Origin of the sequence: Methanobacterium bryantii, from assembly GCF_002287175.1 — an archaeon.
GTDB lineage: Archaea > Methanobacteriota > Methanobacteria > Methanobacteriales > Methanobacteriaceae > Methanobacterium_D > Methanobacterium_D bryantii.
This window is the reverse complement of the sequence record NZ_LMVM01000001.1, coordinates 552270-578007: the sequence shown is the minus strand read 5'-3', so window position 1 is coordinate 578007 and position 25738 is coordinate 552270. Positions and strand designations below refer to the sequence as shown.

At 30.0% G+C, this 25738-nt stretch carries 12 protein-coding genes; 2 read left to right on the top strand and 10 right to left on the bottom strand.

The annotated features are described in order from the left end of the window. The first annotated feature begins 29 nt into the window (after positions 1 to 29). Positions 30 to 1220, top strand: coding sequence for a CDP-glycerol glycerophosphotransferase family protein (locus ASJ80_RS02700; RefSeq protein ID WP_095651943.1), 1191 nt, complete (start codon positions 30 to 32; stop codon positions 1218 to 1220). Positions 1221 to 1241: 21 nt separating this feature from the next. After that, positions 1242 to 2402 (top strand): CDP-glycerol glycerophosphotransferase family protein, encoded by a 1161-nt coding sequence (locus tag ASJ80_RS02695; RefSeq protein ID WP_095651942.1) that lies wholly within the window; start codon positions 1242 to 1244, stop codon positions 2400 to 2402. A gap of 8 nt (positions 2403 to 2410) precedes the next feature. On the opposite strand, the gene ASJ80_RS02690 is transcribed toward ASJ80_RS02695, so the two are convergent. The 10 genes from ASJ80_RS02690 to ASJ80_RS02645 all read right to left on the bottom strand — a co-directional run bounded on the left by ASJ80_RS02690 (position 2411) and on the right by ASJ80_RS02645 (position 25712). Then, a complete protein-coding gene (locus ASJ80_RS02690; protein ID WP_245837432.1) occupies positions 2411 to 3142 on the bottom strand; it encodes an ABC transporter ATP-binding protein in 732 nt (243 codons plus the stop codon). A 24-nt stretch (positions 3143 to 3166) separates the two neighbouring features. Next, a complete protein-coding gene (locus ASJ80_RS17425) occupies positions 3167 to 4681 on the bottom strand; it encodes an ABC transporter permease (protein WP_245837431.1) in 1515 nt (504 codons plus the stop codon). A 544-nt stretch (positions 4682 to 5225) separates the two neighbouring features. Next, positions 5226 to 5615 carry a hypothetical protein gene (locus ASJ80_RS02680; RefSeq protein ID WP_095651941.1) on the bottom strand — a complete coding sequence of 130 codons (390 nt, stop codon included), beginning with the start codon at positions 5613 to 5615 and terminating at the stop codon, positions 5226 to 5228. A 426-nt stretch (positions 5616 to 6041) separates the two neighbouring features. Further along, on the bottom strand, positions 6042 to 7445 hold the full coding sequence (locus ASJ80_RS02675; RefSeq protein ID WP_095651940.1) for a UDP-glucose dehydrogenase family protein: 1404 nt from the start codon (positions 7443 to 7445) through the stop codon (positions 6042 to 6044). A 231-nt stretch (positions 7446 to 7676) separates the two neighbouring features. Further along, the gene (locus ASJ80_RS02670) at positions 7677 to 9701 is read right to left on the bottom strand and encodes a glycosyltransferase family 2 protein (protein ID WP_245837430.1); all 2025 of its coding nucleotides are present in this window, start codon (positions 9699 to 9701) and stop codon (positions 7677 to 7679) included. Positions 9702 to 9926: 225 nt separating this feature from the next. Next, positions 9927 to 12857, bottom strand: coding sequence for a glycosyltransferase family protein (locus ASJ80_RS02665; RefSeq protein WP_095651938.1), 2931 nt, complete (start codon positions 12855 to 12857; stop codon positions 9927 to 9929). A 225-nt stretch (positions 12858 to 13082) separates the two neighbouring features. Further along, positions 13083 to 13217, bottom strand: a complete 135-nt coding sequence (locus ASJ80_RS17605; RefSeq protein ID WP_275542131.1) for a hypothetical protein — start codon at positions 13215 to 13217, stop codon at positions 13083 to 13085. A 219-nt stretch (positions 13218 to 13436) separates the two neighbouring features. After that, entirely contained in the window at positions 13437 to 16589 is a 3153-nt protein-coding gene (locus ASJ80_RS02655) for a glycosyltransferase family protein (RefSeq protein WP_095651936.1), read from the bottom strand. Positions 16590 to 16750: 161 nt separating this feature from the next. After that, the gene (locus ASJ80_RS02650; protein ID WP_095651935.1) at positions 16751 to 17998 is read right to left on the bottom strand and encodes a hypothetical protein; all 1248 of its coding nucleotides are present in this window, start codon (positions 17996 to 17998) and stop codon (positions 16751 to 16753) included. Between the two features lie 94 nt (positions 17999 to 18092). Beyond that, positions 18093 to 25712: a glycosyltransferase gene (locus ASJ80_RS02645; RefSeq protein ID WP_179288727.1), complete on the bottom strand. Its 7620-nt coding sequence runs from the start codon at positions 25710 to 25712 to the stop codon at positions 18093 to 18095. Positions 25713 to 25738 lie beyond the last annotated feature (26 nt).

The window sequence follows — 25738 nt, the reverse complement described above, 5'->3', positions numbered from 1 at the left end:
ATTTTAAAAAATTAATCATAGAGGCCACCATGAACATCAGACATATAATTAAAAAGTTAGTCATATTATTATACCTCATTTTTCTAAAAGTTTTGCCTGTAAATAATAATGTAATATTCTTTGAAAGCAGTGTTGGCCGAAATTATTCTGGCAATCCTAAATATGTTTATGAAGAGATGGTAGATCAAGGATTAGATAAAAAATTTAAATGTATATGGTCTTTAGAAAATATGGATATAAAAATTCCCGGAAATGCTAAAAAAATTAAAAGAACAGGACTATCTTACTTATATTATTTAGCAGTAGCTAAAATATGGATATGCGACACAAGACTACCTGCATTTTTAGTTAAAAGGCCAAAAACCACATACATCCAGCTGTGGCATGGGACTCCATTAAAGAAATTAGCTATGGACATGGATATTTTGAGTATGAGTGAAAAAATGGAGTTATCAGAATATAAAAGATTATTTAAGGAAAATACTGAAACATGGGATTATTTAATCTCTCAAAGTGATTACACAACGCAGCGGTTCAAATCATGTTTTGATTTTAAAAAGGAAATATTATCTACTGGTTTTCCCAGAAATGATGTACTCTTTAAAAAAAATGATGCAAAATCAATAGAATCTATTAAAAAGAAGTACAATATACCTCTAAACAAAAAGGTCATTTTATATGCACCTACATGGCGAGATGATGAGTTCTATGAAAATGGGATATATAAGTTTTCCACACAGATAAATTTTGACTTATTAAAAAAAGAACTGGACGATACACATATAATACTGGTTAAATTACATTATTTAGTGAAAGACCCAGTAGATTGGAGCAGCTATGAAGGATTCGTCTATAAATGTGATCATCTCCAGGATATACAGGAGCTGTACTTGATTTCTGATATTTTAGTAACAGACTACTCCTCAGTAATTTTTGATTATGCACTACTTAAAAGGCCGATGATCATCTATGCATATGACTACCAAAAATATAAAAATGATTTAAGGGGATTCTATTTCAATATATTTGAAGAATTTCCAGGTCCAGTTGTAAAAAATAACATTGATTTAATTAATTCAATTAAAAACTATGACTGTAATTGCTACAGCAAAAAATATAATGAATTTCTAAATAAATTCACAAGCTTTGATAAGGGAAATGCTTCTTCAAAAATTGTTGATCTGATCCTGGAAAAAACGCCTTATTCAAATAACAGCTGAAATTAGACAAGAGGAATAACAATGAACAAATTAGCTTTTTTCAAACGCACATCATATTATATAATGGCCATTTTTTTCTACCTCAGCTATTTATTCCCTGTAAATAAGAAAAAGATACTCCTCATCATGACTCATGATAGCAGTGATGAAGGGAATGTAGGATCAACCTACCGTTACTTCCAAAAACATGACCCTAATTTAATATTTAAAGAAGTTACTCGAGATAATTACACATTTAAATCTGATAAAAACCTGTTTAAAAATTTAATTTACATGTTCATATCTGTACCCTACCACATGGCCACTTCCGGAACTATCTTCATGGACAACGTGTTTCTGCCATTTTCTGCTGTAAAACTCAAAAAAAATACCCATTTGGTGCAGTTATGGCACGGTACAGGTGCTATAAAAAAATTTGGCCTTGACTATGAAGAGGGTTGGGTTAAAAAGCTAGCAGTAACTACCAATAAAAATACCACTCACTTTATTGTAGGATCCAGCTGGATGAAAGAGGTGTATAAAACTGCCTTTGGAGCAGAAGAAGATAAAATATTCAATACAGGATGCCCTCGAACGGATATCTTCTTTAGTAAAGCCGCTCTTCAAGAAAAAAGAGATGAGTTCTTCAGCAGTTATCCAGAATTATCTGGCAAAAAAATAGTACTCTATGCCCCTACATTCAGGGATGATGAATATCATGCAGATAAAATCAGGATACACCTTGATATTGACGAATTGATGTCTAATTTAGATGATAATTATGTTCTATTTCTTAGACTTCATCCACGTATAGCAGATAATATTAATTTAGATGAATATACAGGACAGGACCAAAATAGAGTTTTTGATTTCTCTTCTTATGATAAATTAAACACCTTGCTAATCTGTTGTGATATCATGATAACCGATTATTCTTCAATAATTTATGAATACGCTATAATGGAAAAGCCAATGATATTTTACAGTTATGACCTATCTGAATTTGAAAAATCAGGTAGAGGTTTCTACGAAGACTATAAAACAGCTGTTCCAGGACCTGTTGTTTTTAATACAGAACAAATAGCAGATATAATTAAGAATTACCCTGCAGATGAATATAATATAAATAAATTCTTAGATATTTACCTGGAAAATTGTAATGGGAATTCAAGAAAGAGACTGTACAACTTGTTAATGATATAAATTTAGATTTAACTTTTTGAATATGCTTCGCAGACTTCTTCTACATCTCCCTGCATAATCAGTTTTCCCTTTTCAAGCCATATTGCTTTATTACATAACCTTTTAACTTGATGTATCGAATGAGATACAAATAAAACGGTTACTCCTTTATCAAAAAGCGACATTATTCTTTTTTCGCTTTTTTTCTTAAATTTTGCATCCCCTACAGATAATACTTCATCTAAAATAAGTATTTCAGGCTCCATCAAAGTAGCTATCGAAAAACCCAATCTAGCCCTCATTCCGGATGAATAATTTTTTAATGGGACATCAATGAATTTTCCAATCTCTGAAAACTCCACTATTTCGTCGAATTTTTCTTCTAAAAATTCTTTAGTATATCCTAACATAGCTCCGTTAAGAAATATATTCTCCCTACCTGTATAATTAGAATCAAATCCTGCTCCTAATTCTAATAAAGGCACAATTTTACCTTTTATTTTAACAGAACCCTCGGTAGGCTTCATAACTCCAGATATTATCTTGAGGAGAGTACTTTTACCTGCTCCATTTAATCCAATAATCCCAACTCTATCCCCTTTTTTTACTTCGAAAGATATACTTTTAAGGGCCCAGAACTCCTGAAATAGAAGTTCTCTTTTTAAAAGCTTAATAACATACTCTTTAAGGTTATCCACCTTTTCTTGACTCAAATTAAATTCCATTCCAACGTCCTTAACTTTGATAACCGTTTTATCCAAATTATCACCTGATAATAACCATTTCTAAACATATAATATAAATTTATCCTGATATTTATAGAATAAGAGTATTCCCAGAATAAACAGCACAACTGATACAACTGAAGCATATAATAATGTATTTAACTCAAATATTCTCCCATATGTAAAGGAATCTCTACATAAGCTTATGAGAGCAAATACTGGATTTAATTCAAATAAGAAACGATAACTTTCTGGAATAATTTCTACAGGATAAAAAATCGCGCTTCCATATAACAACATTGTTATAAAAACATCATATAAATGTTCTATATCTCTGAAAAATACCGTTATTGAAGCAAGTATAAGGCCTACCCCTATAGTAAATAGAAGTAACAAGAAAATTGGTAAAATGGCAAATAAGATATAAATAGTGAAAGGAGCATTAGTAACTATCATTACTCCAAAAAGGACTATAAGAGAAAGTGCAAAAGTTACAAAATTAGATAGAACAGAACTTAAACTATACATATATTTAGGCACATATACTTTCTTTATGATGGATGCATTCCTTTTAATTGATTTCATAGCTGCAATACTTCCCCCTGCATAAAAATCAAACACTATTTTCCCAGTTAATAAATAAACCGGGAAATTTTCTATATTTCGTTTGAAAATAGTTGAAAATATTAATGTTAATACTATCATCATTAACAAGGGGTTTAAAAAACTCCAGAATATCCCAAGTACAGATCTTCTATATTTTATTTTAATGTCTCTCTTTACAAGCTCTACAAGAAGATACCGGTATTTTGAAAAGTTAGCAATGAACCTGTGTTTAGATACTAGTTTATAATTCATTTTAAATAAATAAGCAGCTAAAGATAAAATAATCAAAGATAAAACAATTGAAGTTAATTGAATTCCAATTAAAGAGTTTAAAATAACCCCCAAAACTACAATTAATGATACAACCAGTAATAACTTAAGTTTAAAAAAAATTTTATTAGTTTTGGTGCCTTTAGAAATGTTTATGGCACTATTATTTACAGATACATGCGAAAATGTTTCATCAGCATATTTCAACTTACCTCCACATCCACATGCCTCAAAATCATCTAACGTCTCCCCCTCTTCAAGTTTATAATAACTTCTGCAGTTTTCACAAATCAGGTATCTATCCTCTTTTTCATCTGATCTTATTCTCCGTACAAATGCGACTGCAATAAAAACATTGGTAAGAATAAGTAAAACATTGATAAATGTTTCACTGCTAAAATTTAAAAACACACCCAATACTAATGCCAGCACAAAAACAACTATTAAACTCCACAATCCACTGGCTAGAAAAAATTTAGCCTTACTAATATTATTATATGGAAATATTATAGCCAGTAGAGAATATCCAAGTAAGAAAAATACGGCAATCTTAAGAAAAGTCAGTATTTCTGCATTGTTTAATAATGGAATGTTAAACAGGAGTATGCTTAAAGTAGTGAAAATAACTACAATTCCAATGTCAGTGTTAGATGTTTTAATTTCGTTCATGCTTGACCCTTGAATATCCCATGTTATCATTGAATATATAGAAACAGATTATTTTAATATAAAATTCTTTCTATGTTAAATAGCTTCAATTTGTAATGATGAGAATACCTTGTTTAACTGTTAAAAACAGAATTCCAATTGTATATATACTAACTTGAATAATTATCTATATAATATTTACTGATGAATTAATACTTTTACTTGTAAATTAATTAACTTTAAAATTTAACGTTTATGTCTGGAATGTTTACAAAATCTGTCAAAAATTACATTTTTGCACGCCACAGGGTCCGTTGGCTTTGGTTTTTGAGGATTTTCATGTTTCTATTTTTACGTTGAAAAAACTTTGTTTTTTCAATACTACAATTTAAAACACAATAATATTTTTACACATGATCCTGGACATGTAAAAATCGCAGATTTTTACGGTCACAAAAACCGAAGTTTTTGTGAACATGAGCGAGATTTAAAATAAAATTGGATAATCTCCAGCATTAACCCTAATTAACAATTAAATCAAGTACTGCTACATTCCAAATTTTTTAATTAAACTGTTAGTTATAGCTTGATTTGATTATTGTAAAATCTCACCAGAATCATCCGTTCCAGCATCATCTTGGGAGTTCCCATCAGTACTATCTTGAGATGTTCCACCAGAATTACTCCCATAATTACCTGAATTATACCTTGTACTGTCCCGTTGACTGCTGTACTGAGTACTACTTCTGTAGGTTTGGCCCTGTGAATATTGTGATGTTGCATTGCTACTGCTGTTATTCAATTTTTCAGTGGCATTTGTTTGATTACTAGAATTTAAAGTTGAATTACTATCATTTAAACCTGTGTTTGAATTATTTTGGCTGTCATTCCCGTTAGGAAAAGCTATTACCGCGCTGAAATACAGTCCCATTACTACAAAGTTTATTAATATAAATAATATGATAATTTTGTCCTGTATTTTCATATAAGTCAATCTCTTCAATTTAATATAAATAAATATTTATAAATTCATTTTATTTATTATTTACTATTTTAATATAATAATATTAATCCTAAAATATTAAATAAACCCATAAAAATTAATTATTATGCTTTAAATAGGTTTTATTTTAATAATATTACAGAATAAGACCATAAAGCTAAAAATTACAAATTAAATCAAGATACATCTTATTTAAAATAATATTATCAAAAATTGAAAAATAAAGATCACATGACTTAAAAATAGAACCAAAAAATAGGACAAAAAAAAGGTACGAAATGCTTTTAAACAACTATAATAGTACAACCGTAGAAAGTTAAAAAAATAATCAGTGATTAAAATTAAGCACTGAAATATCATTAACTGTAATCCACTGCTACATACTAACTAATTTAACTTAAAGCACATTTATTTACCTGATTTTAAATCTAAAGAAGGTATATCCTGTACTAAATCCACAGGCGAATACCGTTTAGTTATTCCTGGTTGACTATTACCTATCTGATAATATTCAAATCCTATTTTTTCCAAGGTATCTTTGTTATACTGGTTTCTTCCATCAAAAATGATTTTATTCTTGATCCTTTGAGCTATTTCATAAAAGTCAGGGCTCTTAAATTCTTTCCATTCTGTTACAAGTACCATAGCGTCAGCATTATTTAATGCTTCATACTTGTTGTTTACAAATTCTATGTTATTTTCATCTTTAAAATAGTAATTTCCTGCGATATCTGCAGCTTTCGGATCGTAACTGTTAATTCTGGCACCTAACTCCAGGAGTTCATTAATAATAACCACCGATGGGGCTTCTCTCATATCATCAGTCCCTGGTTTAAATGCTAATCCCCATACTGCAAAAGTATATCCTGACAGATCATTACCAAACCGTCCTATTATTTTATTTACCAGCGAATACTTTTGTTCGTCATTTACTAACCTTACTTCTTTTAATATCCTTGGATTATAACCATAATCATCAGCAGTTTTAATTAAAGCATTAACATCCTTTGGAAGGCAGCTCCCTCCATATCCGCATCCAGGGTATAAAAAGCTGTACCCTATTCTGCTGTCGCTGCCTATTCCATTTCTAACATGGTTAATATCTGCACCGACCATTTCACAGATGTTGGCCATTTCATTCATAAATGAAATACGGGTGGCCAGCATTGCATTAGCTGCATATTTAGTCATTTCTGCACTGCAGATATCCATAACTATGAACCTTTCATGATTCCTGGTAAAAGGAGCATATAATTCTTTCATAGTCTGGATAACCTCTTCGTTATCAGAACCTACAACAACCCTATCGGGGTGCATGAAATCTGCAACTGCAGAACCTTCCTTTAAAAATTCAGGGTTGGACACAACGTAGACATTATAATTGACGCCTCTTTTTTCCAATTCATCAGTGACTGCACTTTTAACCTTTGCAGCAGTCCCTACTGGAACTGTTGATTTATTAACCACGATTAAATCATGCGACATTACCTGACCTATTTCTTTAGCTGCTGCAAGCACATACTGCAAGTCAGCACTCCCATCTTCACCCATAGGCGTGCCCACTGCTATAAAACAAATATCAGAATCATTTAAACCTTTTTTCAATTCGTTGGTAAAATTTAAATCACCAGTTTTATGATTCTCGATAACTAATTCTTCCAAACCCGGCTCATATATGGGAACAATACCTTTCTTTAAACATTCAATCTTATTATTATCAATATCAACACAGTAAACCTTATTTCCCATCTCTGAAAAGCATGTACCTGTAACTAAGCCGACATAACCTGTTCCAATGACTGTAATCTTCATATTATTACCTTCATCCATCCCCTAAAAATTTTAAAAATGTAATCAATATAATTTGATAATGATATATTTTCATAGTAAATAAATATTATCTTAAACTTAGCACTTTTTTTGCATGATATGTATCTCTGATGGATTAGTATTAACTTCAGCACCAATTTAATTAAGTTTAGTATTAATATCCACAATTTATAGCTCTGTTCTTAACCAATAGTTTTGTAAACCAGTTTATTACTAAAAATCCCAAATAGCAGTCTTATAACCAAGTTGTGCCATTAATTCTTCATTCCATTGATTTTTACGGGAAATCATGTCAAAATTATTGTTTTTATTTGATTGTTCGCACAGAATATCGGTTGATTTCTGCAGTTTGTGATAAACAACTGCTTTTGGAACATAATAAATTTTTAAACCCATCATATTGATTATATAACTACAAAAAATATGGTCAGAACGATAATGGCGACCTAATTCTGCATCAAGACCCATTGAATCATTTAATACATCGCGTTTAATGTACGCGCAGAAAAATGGGGCGAAATTAAGCTCTAATAATTCACCTGAGTGAAAAGTGGGCACATTAATTATGTTTCCATGATGCAATGACAGATTAACGTCACAATCACGTTGAGATTTTGCATAAGGAACATGCGTATTTATAGTTTTTGTTCCACCAGGCAATACCTGCTGTGGAACGACTATTCCACACTGAGGTAGTTCATACGCTGTTTTCTGCATAGTCTCAATTGCACCAGGTGTTATTATTGCATCATTGTTCAAAATAAGGATGTCATTATCTGTTTCGGCAGCATCAATACCCTGATTTACAGCATAAGTAAATCCATAATTAACATCATTTTGTATAAACTTGATTTTATTCTCCTTCTTCAACTTAATAAGATAATTAATTACAGGCTGACTTGAAGCATTATCCACTACAATGAGTTCCAAAGATCCATATGTTCTCAGCGCCAAAATCGTGCTAATGCACTCTTGAAGGTCCTCAAGTGATTCATAACTAGGAATAATAATGCTAACTTTATGATCCATTTTAGATGGCGTTGAAATCAATCGATTTTCATTATTCTGAATGCGTTTTTTTTGTTTTTTCAGTAAAATATCCTCATCGCCTATGAAACGATTATCATTGGTAATAGTATTTTGAGCATTATTATAGTAATAATAAGAAAGCAGTACCGGTACTGAATACATTTTTGATGTTTCAGCCACGCGCATAATTAAATCCCAGTCTACATAACGTCGTAAACCCTCATCAAACCCGCCCAGGCGCACATAAACATCCCGAACATGGCAAAAGGCATTAATGTCTATATAATTTCGATTAGTTAATAATGATTTGTTGAAACTGCCGAAACGAACTGCAAATGGTTCTTTATGTTTTTCTTCAAAGAGTAATTGGCCGCCGTAAACTGCTTCAGCATCCGGCAGCTTACAAAAAGCCCCAACCATAGCTGCAATGTAAAGCGGATCCCACACATTATCCGAATCAAGATAAGCAATGTATTTACCACCCGCAGCTGTAAGAGCTTTATTACGTGCTTTAGATACACCCCGGCACTTTTCATTGCGCAGCAGCACAATTCGATTATCTTTTACACTTTCGATTAATTCAAATGTCCCATCATCACTTCCATCATCTACAATAATAAGTTCAATATTGCGGTAAGTTTGATTTAAAACAGAATCAATTGCAAACTTAACCACTTCAACCCTGTTGTAAACTGGCATAATCACAGATACTAGTGTTGTACTTTCCATGTCACGGGCTAAATTTACAAGATATTTTGCCACATTTTCCATCATTGCAAAGCATCTTTTATCTTCTTCATAGAATGGGGCATCTATTATTGGTGATATCAATGAATTTGCAAGAAACCTAGAAAAATTATTGTTATTAGAAATAATATCTGAATTAACTTTTTCTTTAGTTTTTCTTCCTTCATAAATTCCAAACAAGCTGTAATGTACCAGCGGATTTAAGTTTGATTCTTGGATATCTTTATAAGTTTGCATGTAATATTTAGTGTCGAATTGAAAGCTGGGGTTTCGACCTTCTTTGCAGCCATGATACAAATAATGAAGTAATGGTTCTATGCCGGATTGCCTTACATCAGCACTATTTTTCAGATAGTAATTTACATCAAGCAAATTATTCTTTTTAATCGTTTTATATCCTTTTATGGTGGTTATAATATTTTTTAGGTTATGATTATCTTTATTAAACACTATGTATAACACGGGAAATTTTGAAATTATTCTCCTGATAATTGATTGTCTTTTATAGCATTTGTTTTCACAAAAATCTGGTTTAAATTCATTAATTCGATGATTTAACTCATTATTTTCCATATTTTTCCCCCAATTGCATCAGTCAGCAGTTCTTTTTTAAGTTCATTAGTTTCAGCCAAATACTTCTAATTCATTTATTTGGTTTAATTAACACAATGATCCCTGATTTTTCAATTATTTACCTCCAATAATATCCAAAATATGTTCTACTCTGTTTTGATAGGTATGTTTATTTAATACAATTTTTTTCCCTTTTTTTGAGATTTTATCCCGTTTTTTTTCATCTTTTAAGTAACTATCAATCAAATAATTGAGTTCATCAGCAGCATCATATGTAATCACAGCATTTCCAAAAACATCACTTACCCCTTTAATATCATCAGATATAATAAAAGCCCCTGCTGCAAACCCGTCAAATAATCGATTTGAAAGAAACCCTTTCTCTCTCATATCATCCCAGTGATCGTTGAGTAATATTTTACATGAAGAATAAGCTTTTCTTAACTGGTTATTTGGAATATATTTGCCTTTTACATATTTTCTACCATTTTTCCAGACAAATCTCTTCCAGTTCATCCCATAAATTCCCAAATCTTTATCTGTAGGCAGTAAATCCTTTATTATTTTTCTAAATGATTTTCTTGAATTCCCAACAAACAGTAATTCATGTTTATATTCTTCGCACTGCTCAGGATAAAATAATTCAGGATCTGTGCACTGCAGCATTGCATCTACTGGAACGCACACAATTTCTCTGACTTTATCCGCCCATATTTCTGAAGCGATTAACACGTGATCATATTGATTATATTCTTCAATGCTTACTAAATCTGGATGTGAAATATTCCACATAATATTGTAATGATTAAGTTTTGGATGGTACCTGTTTAAACCCCTTAAAACTATAACCACATCACAGTTGATATCATCTCCATTATCCCATTCTGGCAGTATCTGTATAATAACATCACAGTTATTTCGTTCTAATTCTTTTTTTAAGCCTAATGCCAGATAATAATCCCCCCATTCATGAACTTCCCTCCATTTAGGTACTGGTATTTTGATAGAAATTTTTGTTTTTAAAATATGCTGTTTTAAAACTTCTTTTAATGTATTGGCCCTGTTTTCATAGGTATGATTTTCAAGTACAAATTCTTGCAGTTCTTTGACTTTAGCAATCCTTATACTTTCATTAGTTAAATAATAGTCTATCAATTCATTTAACTCATCTTTAGAGTTAAAAACAGGTAATTTACCCCTAAATGTTCTTTCGGCCCCCAGTTCACCGTTAGTTAATACCAAAGCCCCGCTGGCCAGAGCATCATAAACTCTGCTGTTAACAGCGCCATATTTCCTGGTTACTCTGTTAGCATCGTCAATAACTATTTTGGTAGATGCATATACCTCCGGCAGCTTAAAATACTTTATAAATCCATGATCATATTTTTTAAATTTATCAATCCCCTCCCAGTTCTTCCCATATAATTTAAATTCATATGGCATACTTTCCGGGTCTAACATGTCGATAATTTCCCGGTGGTCATTCCAGTAGCTGCCTGTAAAACAGTAATCACTCAAATACCTGCTGTTTTGAGGAATAGTATCGTTAAATCTGGTTGAATTAGTGGCAATAGGCAATAATAATACTTCCAGTCCACTTTTATCCTTTACGTGATTACAGGCTGTTCTGCTGGATGCAAAAATGATATCATAATCTGTAAAAAAGGGATTAGAAATCCATCTGTTAAACCAGTTTCGAAGCCAGGCAATTTTAATTAAAGATTTATTTGTGCACCTGATTTTCCGAGGGTCGTAGACATCTAACAAAGATATTACAACATCTATGTCTCCTTTAATATCATACCAGTTTTCAGATCCTCTTCTTGATAAAAAACTAATTTCCCAGCCAAATTTTTTCAGGCTTTCCCCTAACTCAACTGCAGTAAAACAATCCCCTGCTGAAGCATCTTCACCATTTTCAGTAACTGCAAAGGCAATTTTCAAAGGTTTTTCAGAAAATAAGAGATTATTATTTAATTTATCCAAAAGCAACTGCTCATATAACCATTTGTTCCATTTCTGCTGGAATATTTTTCTATTGTTTAAACGCCTACCCATTACCTCTTTACTTTTATCCTTTTCCTGTGTTCCAAATTCATAGTGGAATAAAACAGCTTTAGCACAGTACCTATTTTTATAACCATTTTTATGAAGTTTAAGACAGAAATCCACATCTTCATAACCATAATTGAACCTTTCATCCAGTCCACCAACCTGCAAGTATCTATCTTTGCGAACAAGCAGTGCCGCAGCTGTAACAGCAGCCCTTTCCTTGTCATAATTACTGCAGGTATCAAAAGGTTCAACATTACCCAGATTATACGGCTTTACAAAACCATTCTCATCCTTAAAGGCTATTCCCATGTGCTGGATTTTAAAAGAATTATTTTTATTATGTTTTGAATTAGAACAGTCCGGATAAATTAATTTGGCACCTACCGCACCAATATCATCAGATTTTAACGCTGTTTGCATCATCTGATTAAGCCAGCCGTAAAGAGGCTCAACATCATTATTCAAAAGCAGTAAATATTCCCCATTTGCAATTTTGGCTGCATGGTTGTTTGCCTCAGAAAAAGATCGATTTTCACTGTTTTTTATGATTGTAATTGGCAACGATTCTGAAAGCTTTTCTAAAAACTTTATAGAGCCGTCTGTTGATGCATTATCTATGACAATCATTTCATAGTTTGGATACTGGATGTCCTCTTTAAAATCATTGAACAATCTTTTTAAATGGTTTTCTCCATTTCTATTTAATATTATAATTGAAACCATAGGGCAGTTATCTTCAAAAGAATATAAACTTACCTTTGACTTATTTTCAGCCAATAATTCACTATATTTTCTATTTATCTCTTCTTTAGTTAACGCTACTTCAGGTTTTTCAAAGCTTTTTACTAACTGAGAATTGAACAGCCAGCTTTTAAGAGAGCTAATTTGATATTTTACCAGTTTAAACTGGCCGTTGTAATTATTTCTAACTCTTCTCAGTCTGCCTTTCAATGTCTTTGAATTTTTTACTGCTGTCTCTGAATTATTCATATTTCATCAACTACACTTTTTAGGAATTTAATAACACGTTTCGCCTAATATTTCGTGTAGCTACAACCAGTATAAATAATTATTCCCTTTTTAATGGTGCAATAACTGCAAAAGAAGTATTAATGTATAAAAATAAAATATTCACCAAATTCAACAAAAAAGAAAGAAAATATGGTTTAAATCAGGGTTTATAAGTTTTTTTCCCTCATTAATTCCATATAAACCCTAATGTACCAATGGATTTAAATTTGATTTCTTGACATCTTTATATCTTTTAAGATAATAATCCCCATCAAATGTGGGGCTGGGCTTTTTACCTTCTTTAAAACCAGGGTACATGTAATGTAAAATAGGATCCATACCAGAATGTTTAACATTCGGATAATTTTTTAAATAGAACCCCATATCAAGCAGATGATTCTTTTTAATTGCACTATAACATTTTATATTAGTTAAAGCATTTTTGAAACCAGTTTCATTTGCTTTAAGAAGAATATATAAATAAAGGAATTTTGAACTTAGCTCTAAATGATTGATCTATTATTGAAATTTTTAATTTCATAAAAGTCAGATTTAGAATTAGTATTTAATTGATAATTTTCCTTGGAGTATAACCTCCAAAATACGCTCAACTCTTTTAGCAAATGTATGATGAGTCAATACTATTTTTTTTGCTTTTTCAACTTTTTTAACCCTTTCAAGATCATTATTTAGATAGTAATCTATCATCTCATGCAATTCACCAGAATTAGAGTATGTAATCAGAGCATCACCAAAAATCTCTTCAGCTCCGTTTATCTCATCTGAAATTATAAATGCCCCTGAAGCAAACCCATCAAATAAACGGTTAGATATAAAACCTTTTTCTGCCATATCTGGCCAGTGATCATTGAGTAAAATTTTACAGGACGAATATGCTTTATGCAATTCCCCATTAGGAATATATCGTCCGCAGATATATTTCTTATCAATGAATTGGTCCCATAACCCACCATACAGCCCAAAATCCTTATCTGTAGGTAATAAATCATTTACAATTTTCCGGAATACATGCCTACTGTTACCAACAAATAACAGATCATGTTTATAGTCTTCAGAATGTTCAAAATAAAATAATTCAGGATCTGTACATTGAAGTAAAGACTCAACAGGTACATTAAGTTTATTTTTTAACTCATTTGCCCAGTTATCTGATGCGATGAAAACATGATCATATTCATTATATTCTTCAATAGTTACTAAATCCGGGTGTGAAATGTTCCACATAATGTTATATTGATGTTGTTTAGGTTTATATCTCTTTAATCCCCTAAGAACTAGAACTACATCTGAATTATCCATTTCATCCCATTGTGAAACTGTATGGATAACAACATCATAGTTATTTTTCTCAAATTCTTTTTTCAAAGCCAATGCAAAATGGTAATCTCCCCATCTATGTGCACCTTTTGTATCATGTACTGATATTTTAATGGAAATTCTAGTTTTTGAAATATGTTGCTTTAAAACTTCTTTTAATTTATTGGCCCGGTTTTCATAGGTATGATTTTCAAGTACAAAATCCTGTAACTCCTTGACTTTAGCAATTCTTGCACCATCATTAATCATATAATACTTGATTAAATCATTCAACTCCTCTTTAGATCTAAAAACTGGCAATTTACCACTGAAAGTTTCTCTTGCACCCCGTTCCCCATTCGTTAATACCAAAGCTCCACTGGCAATAGCATCGTAGACCCTGCTGTTAACAGAGCCATATTTTTTGGTTACTCTGTTAGCATCATCGATAACTATTTTGGTAGATGCATATACCTCTGGTAGCTTAAAATACTTTATAAATCCCTGATCATATTTTCTAAACTTATCCACTTTATCCCAGTTTTTTCCATATAATTTAAATTTATAGGGCATACTTTCTGGGTCTAACATGCCGATGATTTCCCGGTGGTCATTCCAGTAACTTCCGGTAAAACAATAATCACATAAATATTCTTCGCTTTTTGGGATATTTACGTTAAATTGATCCATATTGGTGGCAAGTGGAAATAATAAAGGTTTTATCCCATTTTTTTCTTTTATATAATTACATGCAGTTTGACTTGATGCAAACAGTATATCATAATCTGCAAAACCAGGATTAGAGATCCATCTATCAAACCAGTTCCGAAGCCAAGCAATTTTAATTAAAGATTTATTCGGACACCTGATTTTCCGAGGGTCGTAGACATCTAACAAAGATATTACAACATCTATATCTCCTTTAATATCATACCAGTTTTCAGATCCTCTTCTTGATAAAAAACTAATTTCCCAGCCAAATTTTTTCAGGCTTTCCCCTAACTCAACTGCAGTAAAACAATCCCCTGCTGAAGCATTTTCACCATTTTCAGTAACTGCAAATGCAACTTTCAAAGGTCTTTCAGAAAATAAAAGATTATTATTTAATTTATCCATAAACAACTGTTTATATAACCATTTATTCCATTTCTGGCAGAATATCCTCCTATTATTTAGACGTCTGTCCTTTACTTCTTTACTTTTATCCTTTTCCTGTGTTCCAAATTCATAGTGGAATAAAACAGCTTTAGCACAGTACATATTTTTATAACCATTTTTATGAAGTTTAAGACATAAATCCACATCTTCATAACCATAATTAAACCTTTCATCCAGCCCACCAACCTGCCAGTATTTACCTTTCTTCACAAGTAGTGCTGCAGCAGTTACAGCTGCTCTTTCTACTTCTAAATCACATTCATCATCAAAAGGTTCTGTATTGCCAAGATTATATGGCTTTATAAAACCATTCTCATCTTTAAAGGTTATTCCCATGTGCTGAATTTTAAAGGAATTATTTTTATTATGCTTTGAATTAGAACAATCAGGATAAATTAATTTAGCACCTACCGCACCAATATCATCAGATTCTAATGCAGTTTGCATCATCTGATTTAACCAGCCGTAAAGAGGCTCAACATCATTATTCAAAAGCAGTAAATATTCCCCTTTTGCAATTTTAGCCCCTTGATTACTCGCCTCAGAAAAAGACTTATTTTTACTATTTTTTATGATTCTAATTGGCAACGATTCTGAAAGTTTTTCTAAAAAAATTATAGAGTTATCTGTTGACGCATTATCTATTAATATAATTTCATAGTTTGGATACTGAATATTTCTTTCAAAATTTTTAAATAACCTTTTCAAATGTTCAAACCCATTTCTATTTAATAGAATAATAGAAACCAAAGGATTGTGTTTATCAAACTGATAAATATCTACATAATTTCGGTTTTTATTTAAAATTTCATCATATTTTTTTTTAATTTGATCTTTTGTCAATACAGCTAGATGTCTATTTTTTTTAATTGTTTTTCGCCCCTCATTTAGCCCATATAAACTATAATGAACCAATGGATTTAATTTTGATTCTTTGACATCAGCATATGTCTCTAAATAGTAATTACCATTGAATGAAGGATTAGGTTTTTTACCTTCCCTAAAACCATGATATATATAATGTAAAATAGGATCCATACCCGATAACTTAACACTTTTATTATTTTTTAAATAAAATTTTATATCAAGCAAGTGATTCTTTTTAATGGCATTATATCCTTTAAGATTAATTAAAGCATTTTTAATGCCTGTTTCATTCATATTAAAAAGAATATACAAGCTGGGGAACCTTGAAATTAACTGTCGATTGATTGATCTACCTTTTATTTTTATCATAGATTAACCTCTGTAGATCTAAACTCTTCAAAATGTTCTCATGATATTATTTAATTAAAATTGTTATCACATTCTATGATTTTGTTTTTTTTATTTTGATATCATCATTTTAATTATTTTTCAATATTCATTTACTCACTTATAAAATAAAAAATAGATTATTATTTATACAATTTCATATTTTCTAAAAATCTTTCTGTTCTTATCTCTAAAATGATATCTGGTTTATACCAACATATTAATTCCTTATTGAAAAACCAATGATCCCAATATAATAATATATCTTTGAAATATACAGACAATACATCTTTTAGAAAATCTAACGATGAATCTCTAAAGATTAGAACTCTTAAATTTTTTAAACCCTGTGGATTTTTATAGTATTCTGTTTTCCTTGTACTTACCACTTTAAATTTTTCAGGAATAGTTTCATCTAAGTTTACAAGATACTCATTTTTAAGAGATATTATTTTTTCATTGAGATAAGCTATTTTTTCTTCATTAGAATAGGACCAATTTTTTTCAAAAGTAAGATCACCATCACGAGAATGTTCAATTGTTGATATTTGTTCAGTTAAAACCCTGTCAAAATCATCTCTTCCAAAATTATTATCAATATAATTTAGATAACAATAAGCTAATTCTTTACCTCCCAAATAATTAATATGGGAATCATTCTTGAAGTAACAAGTATAATCCAAATTTTTAATGAAATCAGGTACTGAATTTTTTATTAAATCATAATTACGTTTAACTATCTTAACATCAAATGGTAAAAAATTCTTACAGACTAAACTTTTATCTGGTATTAAGAAAAAGAAGTAGTTAATGTTACGATTATTACAGATTTCTTTTTTAAAATCTAGATTTTTAATAAAGAGTTCTTCATTAAAATTATTATTGAATGAGTAATCAAAATGTTGCCTAATTTCATGATTAGAGTCATTTATTAAAAATAAATTACCATTTTGACCTTTTAAAGTAATTTTTCCAATATTTTTATAATTTGGGACTGTAATGAATTTCTCTTTTTCTTCTTCGAGTAAATAATATATTTTGATTTCTTTGATTTCTATCATTCCAGAGGCATTTGTTGGATCTAATCTAAGTCTTTTAATTTCTTTTTCGGAATCTAATAAAAATCGGTATACATCTGTAGTGCCAGATATTAGCCTTTGAGAAGAACGCAATGCGGGAGAGTAAGATTCATTTTTTTCATAAGTCCAATAAAACTCTATTATTTCTCCGTTTTCAGCTTTAAGTTCAATGGATATCTCTTGGATCAAGCCATCAGGCAAGTTTCTAATTTCAAAATAAGGATCATTTCCAGTTGCCCTATATTTTCCTATATCTACTTTTTCTAAATCATTAGCTATTAATAAATCTTCATATCTGGTAAATGTTATCATATAATCCCTCAGCATTGATATTTATTAAATCCTGCAATATATAATACTAAAAACTTAATTTTAATGTATCAAAACTAATTCCTATGATAAATTATTATATATCTCGCTCTGCAACTAAAAATTCATCATTTACTAGTTTATTAGATACAAAGTCAACAGTATCAATTACAAACCTTTGATCTGTTAAAAATTCTTTTATATATTTATTTAATAATTCATCATTTGATAATTGAAGAAGTAATAACCCCCTATCATTTACTCTATTAACCATCATCTTAAGCAGTTTTTCGTAATTTGTGATATCAAAATTAAGATTTGTAACTAAAACATCTGAACTTTCCAAAATCTCAAGGACATCTTCCAAGTTTTCATTTACATTCTTTGTAGAATACGGTTTATTGATTACAGTAAACATCTTTTCAAACATTTCATGAATATTATTATTTTTCAGTAGTAAAGTACATGTTAACGAACGGTATAACTTATCAGTCTTTCCGATGATCCTATAAATCGCCCTTTCAGAGCTGTCAGATCTACAAATAGTACAAATATTATCAACTAATTCCCCATTACAAATATTACAGCGATTCAATGATTTATTTTCAATTTGGTTGACATCCTCCAATTTCAAAGGATGGACAAAAGTTGTATTTTCATCTAAATACGCATAAAATTCTGGCCTAGTTTTTTTTGTTAAAGATATCCACTCGGGAATTACACCTAATTCCCAATCCATACTTTGCAAATAATAACTATACTCGACATCCATATAACCTTGAGGTAATAATGGATTAAATCCTCCACACTGCTCGTAAGTGTCTCTTCTTAAGATATAGATACCACCCTGCACATGTTTAAAACCAACATCATCATTACCTACAATATACTCTTTATTTCTAAACTTACTGAAAAATTCCTGATTTTTATATGTTTTACCATTATAATAATTTTGAGAATAAGCTAAATCACCAGCAATACCTACATTTTTATTATTTCTCATATATTTTAAAGCTTTATACTCCCAACCATGTTTTAAAATGAACCCTTCATTACTACATATATAAATAGCAAAATCATTATTCATCAAGTCTAACGCAATATTAGATGCAGGACCACATAGTAAATTATCGTGGAGAAATACTAATCGAATATTTGAATATTTTCTTGCATATTCTTGAATAAAATTTTTAAAATCTTCATCACTATCATTATCAACAATCGTTAAATCAAAGTCTACAGTAGTATGTTTAAAAATTCTGTCAAGTATCTCTTTTATTGTTTTTAAATCTTTGTACTGTTGTTTCTGATAAGTTATCATGAATAAATCAATTTTATTATTACTCCAAATATCAATCATAGTTTCAATTGTTTCTTCAACACTTGAACTTTTTTGAACTTGCTTTTGAGCATGTTTTAGAATTGTAAACAATTTATTTTTATCCATGCCCCTAACATATTGTATTTTATTTGCAAGCGCTACAGGATCATTTGGGTTGACTATAAATCCACAGTAATTATCCAGTACAAATTCAGGAATTGAGGAAACATTTGTAGTGATTACTGGAACTCCATAAGCCATAGCCTCAAAAATAACCGTTGGCATACCATCCATATCACCATTAGATGCCCTTCTACAGGGTAAAACAAATATATCTCCATCTAAATAAGCTTTTTTTACAGCATTACCTTTAATTGGACCTTCAATAGTTACATTTTTAAGATTTAATTCATTTATCTGAGTTTGCAGATCTTCTTCTAATGGACCATAACCATAAATTTTAAAATTGAGATCTTCTTGTTCTAGAATTTTAGCCGTTTCTATAAGGGTATCAATTCCTTTTTTTTCTACAAAACGAGTAACAGTTATTACATCTTTAATCTCTCTTTTAAATCGATGCATATCCCTATTTATTTCATTTTTTATTTCATACTTTGTTGCTTGCCTTAATAACATTAATTTTCCTTTTGGAACGCCCCTTTCAGCTAAATAGTTATAATGAAAATTCCCCAGTACAAAAATCTTCTTACAATAGTGGCTTTGGCTTATTTCTCTTATTTTATTTCTTTTATCATTGTCATGATGAAAAATGTCAATAGCATGTGCAAATACTGTAAAAGACACACCTGTTTTTTTAGCAGCAGGATATGTTAAAAGCGTACATGCAGGATATACAAAATGAGAATGAAGCATGTTAATATCAAATTCTTCAATCTTTTCTATTAAATCATTTTCATTTTCTATTTGATAAGCTTCAATGTCAAAGTCAAGTTCAGCTTCCTTATCTGGCCTTATTTTATAGAAAACTTTGACATTATAATTATTTTCAACTAACCATCTCAGTTCATTCATTACAAAAGTCTGTGAAAATGCAGGAAAATCCCATAATACATAACCAATATTTAAATTATCAAGCCCTTTCTCTATTCGTTCATTTTTATGTATCTTGTGAACCATAGAACGGTTATTATCTAAGTTTACGTTAGAATTAACCTTAAATTCATCATTTAAAAAACATTTAGCTAAAGTTTCATCTACAAAATAAGGTTCATTTAAGCGTGTGTACCTTAAAATTAAATCCCAATCTTCCAAATGAGTTAATGATTCATTTAAACCCCCCAATTGATCATAAATGAATTTTTTATGCACAAAAACATTAAGATCTATATAGTTATTTTCTAATAATTGATTCCTGCTGTATTTAACTTTTTTAACAAAAGTTTTATTTTTAGTTATATTTTCTACTTCTATACCGGTATAAGCTGTATTTTTATTATTTTTAAATAATGCTGAAACCATTTTTTCAAGATAACTTTCAAACCAGTAGTTACCAGAATCTAAATATGCTATAATCTTGCCTTGTGCTTCAGCTAATCCTTTATTCAAAGCTTTTTTTGTTCCTGAATTTTCATGTTTAAAATACTTTATTTTTTCATTCAGGTGATCGCCATATTTTTCATTAATTAAAATTTCAGTATTATCCGTACTTCCCGTATCTACTATTATAAGTTCATAATCAGTAAAAGTTTGATTTAATACGGAATTTATGGCCCGTTCAATTGTATTTTCGTTGTTGTGCGCCGGCATTAATACAGAAACACCATATTTTTTGGCTTTGGTACAATAACATAGAACATCTTTATAATTCAAACCATAACGATTTACAATTTTTTTATTAAAGTTCTTAACAAAATCATCTGAAATAACTTTAAATCCTGCATTTCTTAATTTATCCGAGAAATCTAAACCATACGATCTTAGTTTATCATTTTTAGCATACCTTTCTGATTTTAATTCAGGGAGAACATCATATGAATTCTCGCGAGTTTCTTTTAATGAACGATTAATAGGTTCTAAAATAATGATAGTTCCATTAGGCTTTAAAACTCTATATAATTCTTTCATAGCTTTTTTATCATTAGGTACGTGTTCAAGTACATGTGAACAAAGAATAAAGTCAAATGTATCATCTGGATAATTTATGTTTTGAATATCCATTTTTTCTTTTACATAAGGCACGTCCATATCTAAATCTACAGGTAAATAATCGATGTTCTCATGTTTTGAAAAAATTTCAGTGAATGCTTCTTCGGGAGCTATATGCAACATTCTGGTGTTTTCTTCAAAAATATCTGTTTTTTCTTTTAAGGTGAGGTATGTGGCCCTATGTCTTTCTAATGAACCACAATTAGGGCATAAAACATTTTTTCGTGGAGGATTACCAAATGATAAAAATTCAGATGACTTGAAACCACATATAGGGCATACTATATACCCTTTTGTTTTATAATACTCTTTTAATGTTTCTTTTAATATATCGGCTCTGATTTTGTAAGTATGGTTTCGTAATACAAATTCTTGTAGTTCTTTAACTTTGGATAATCTTGCACTTTCATTCTCTAGATAATATTTAATTAATTCATTTAGCTCCTCTTTGGATCTAAAAACTGGTATTTTACCTTTAAACGTTTCTTTTGCACCTACTTCTCCATTAGTTAATACCAAAGCCCCGCTTGCAGTAGCATCAAAGACCCTGCTGTTTGTAGATCCGTATTCTTTAGTTACTCGATTAGCATCATTAATAACGATTTTTGTAGATGCATAAACTTCAGGTAAGTTAAAATAATTTAGGAAACCCTGATCATACTTTTTGAACTTATCCATCTTATCCCAATTTTTACCGTACAATTTGAATTCATAGGGCATACTTTCCGGGTCTAACATCTCAATAATTTCACGGGGGTCATTCCAATAACTGCCAGTAAAACAGTAATCGCATGAATATTTTTTATTTTGTAAAATTTTATCATTGAATCTATCTTCATTGGTAGCAAGTGGAAGTAATAAAGTTTCCATTCCACTCTTTTCTTTTATATAAGCACATGCAGTTTCACTAGATGCAAATATAATATCATAATCTGGAAATCCCGGGTTAGAAACCCATTTATCAAACCAGTTACGAGACCATGCAATTTTAACTAAAGATTTATTTGAACATTTAATCTCCCGAGGATCATAAATATCTAATAATGATATTAAAACGTCCACGTCTTCTCCAACTTTGTACCAGTTTTCATGCCCTCTTCTGGATAAAAAACTTATTTCCCAACCAAGTTTTTTCAAGGCTTCACCAAGTTCCAATGCGGTGAAATAATCCCCTGCAGAAGCATTTTCACCACTTTCAGTAACAACAAAAGCGACTTTCAGTGGATTTTCAGAAAAAATACCATTATTATTTAACTTATCCATAAAGAAATTATCAGAGATCCAGTTATGCCATTTACTTATAAGCAAATTTTTGTTAGTCTCAAATTTAGTATCTCTATATTTAGGATCTTTTATTTTTTCTTCTGATCCAAATTCATAATGGAAAAGAAGTGCCTTTGGGCAATAAATATTTTTATATCCTTTTTTCAGTAATTTAAGGCAAAAATCAACATCTTCATAACCATAGTAATATCCTTCATCTAATCCACCTACTTCTAAATATGTGTCCTTTTTTACAAGTAAAACTGCAGCAGTATTTCCTGCTCTAGCCCTTTCTAAATTACTATCAGAATCAAATGGTTCAAGACCAGTGCCCATATTATACGGTCTATAAAAAATATTTAAATTTTGGAATGCTATCCCCATGTGCTGAATTTTAAAAGAATTATTTTTATTATAAACTGAATTAGAACAATCAGGATAAATTAATTTAGCGCCTACTGATCCTAAATTATTTGTTTTTAATGCTGTTCTCATCATCTGATTTAACCAACCATACGTGGGTTCAATGTCATTATTTAAAAACAGTAAATATTCACCCTTTGCACTTTTAACCGCCTGATTATTTGCCTCAGAAAAAGACTTATTTTCAATGTTCTTTATTATTTTAATTGGTAACGTTTCTGAAAGCTTTTCTAAAAGATTTATAGAATTATCAGTGGACGCATTGTCTACTACAATTAGTTCATAATTAGGATACTTGATATTTTCTTTAAAATTTCTGAATAACCGCTTTAAATGTTCAAGTCCATTCCTATTTAATATAATAACAGAAACTAAAGGATCATTACTATCAAAATGATATAAATCAATTAATGAAGCATTTTTATTTATTATTTTTTCATATTTTTCTTTTGCTTCCATTTCAGTTAATACTAGTGGCTCTTTCTCTTTAGTTATATAATAATTATTATTTACTGCAAATTGATCTTTATGATCTTCCTTAATTCCGTATTTAATGTAATGTACAAGTGGATTCATCCCGGATGATACGATGTCTGAGTTTTTCTGAAGATATACAGATATTGAAAAATTGGGATTAGGATCTCGATTTTCATTTGCCCCATGACGAATGAAATGAACTAATGGATCCATATTAGCACTCACAACATCTGGATTTTTCTTTAAATACCAATCAGCATCAAACAAACCAGAATCATATATAACATTATAATCTGATTTTAATTGAATTCTTTTATTTTTCTTGGCTTTATTCTGATTTTTAATAATTGTAGTTTTTCTTCCTTCATTTTTTCCATATAATCCATAATGTATTAACGGGTTTAAATTTGAATTTTTGACATCTTTATATCTCTTCAAATAATAATCGCTGTTAAATGTAGGACTGGGCTTTTTACCTTCTTTAAAACCATGATACAGGTAATGTAAAATAGGATCCATACCAGATAATCTAACACTTTTATTATTTTTTAAATAAAATCCTATATCAAATAAATTATCATTTTTAATCGTATTATGACCCTTAATATTAATTAAAGCATGTTTAAAGCCTGTTTCATTCATATTAAAAAGGATATATAAACTAGGGAATCTTGAAATTAATCTCTGAATAAGAGGTCTGTCTTTATTACTTAGATATTCCATTTCAATTAAACTAACTTTAAGATCATCGATTTGTGAATTCAATTCTTTAACTGTCTTTTTTTTCTTTTTTTTAATATTGTCAATAATGCTTTGTTTCTCTTGAACTAATTTATTTGAGGATTCTAGTTGGTTTTTTGTTTGTTTTAACTCATTTTCTATTTCATCAATGAATGCTTCTTTTTCCTGAATTAACTCTAAAGACAATTTTAACTGGATTTCTGTTTTTTCTAATTGCTTTTTAGTTTCTTTGGCTAGGTCATTTGATGATTTTAATTTAATTTCTGTTTGTTTTAAGTTGTTTATTGTTTGATTTAACTGATCCTTTGCATTTCTTAGTTGTTCTTCTTTTTTCTGGATTAATTCATTAGATAAATTTAAATGATCTTTTATCTGCTCAAATCTGCCCTCAGTTTGGTCTAACCGAGTTTTTGTTTGATTTAACTGATCTTTTATATTTTTTAGTTGTTCCTCTTTTTTCTGGATTAATTTTGTTTCATTAGCTGATTTTAATTCAGTTAAATTTAACCGATTTTCTACATATTCCAATTTTTTTTTATTCTCGTTTAGTTCTTTTTTAAGCGAATTACCTTGGAGATTTGATTCAGAATGTGCAATTAAAAGTTTTACTCGCTCTTCTTCAAGGTTATTCAATAAATCAGCTTTTTCTATAATTTCTTTAATAATAGTTTCCATTTCATCATTCTTAATAAATAGAATACCTAACCCATGAAATGCTTTAATGAGTTTAAAAGAAAATTTCAAGTCAGATTCATCAATAAAATCTTCTACAGCAGTTAATGTACCGTTTTTAGGATTATTTTCATAAATAGAGTTATAAAGATGGCGATTTAGCCCACCTTGATTTTTCAAATCTGTTTGGCCAGGATACATCCCTAATTTTTTATATGGCTGCCTGTAAGCCTCAGGTATATTTTCAGGATTATAATAAAGATCTCTTCTAGCATAAGGCCAGCCAATATCATGTAAAATTACTAAAGGAAACTTCTTATTTTTAAAATTTTTTTCAATTATTTTTAATTCGTTGTAAACCGTATACCAGTTGTGATCCCCATCTAATAAAATTACATCGTAATTTTCAAGCAAAGGTAATCTACTTATGCTTAATTCCCTGTAAATTTCAAATTTGTCTTCATACTTTAATTCAAACTCCTCAAAATTAAAATTAGGAGATGGATCAATGGCCGTCATATGCGCATCGTGTTCTACACAATATTCCAAGATATTACGGGTATTTATGCCAGTATCTGAACCAACTTCAACAATATAACTAGCATTAATACTCTCAATAATTGGTAATATTACATTATTCCAAAATTTATTCATATCCTTTAACTCCATTGTTAATATAA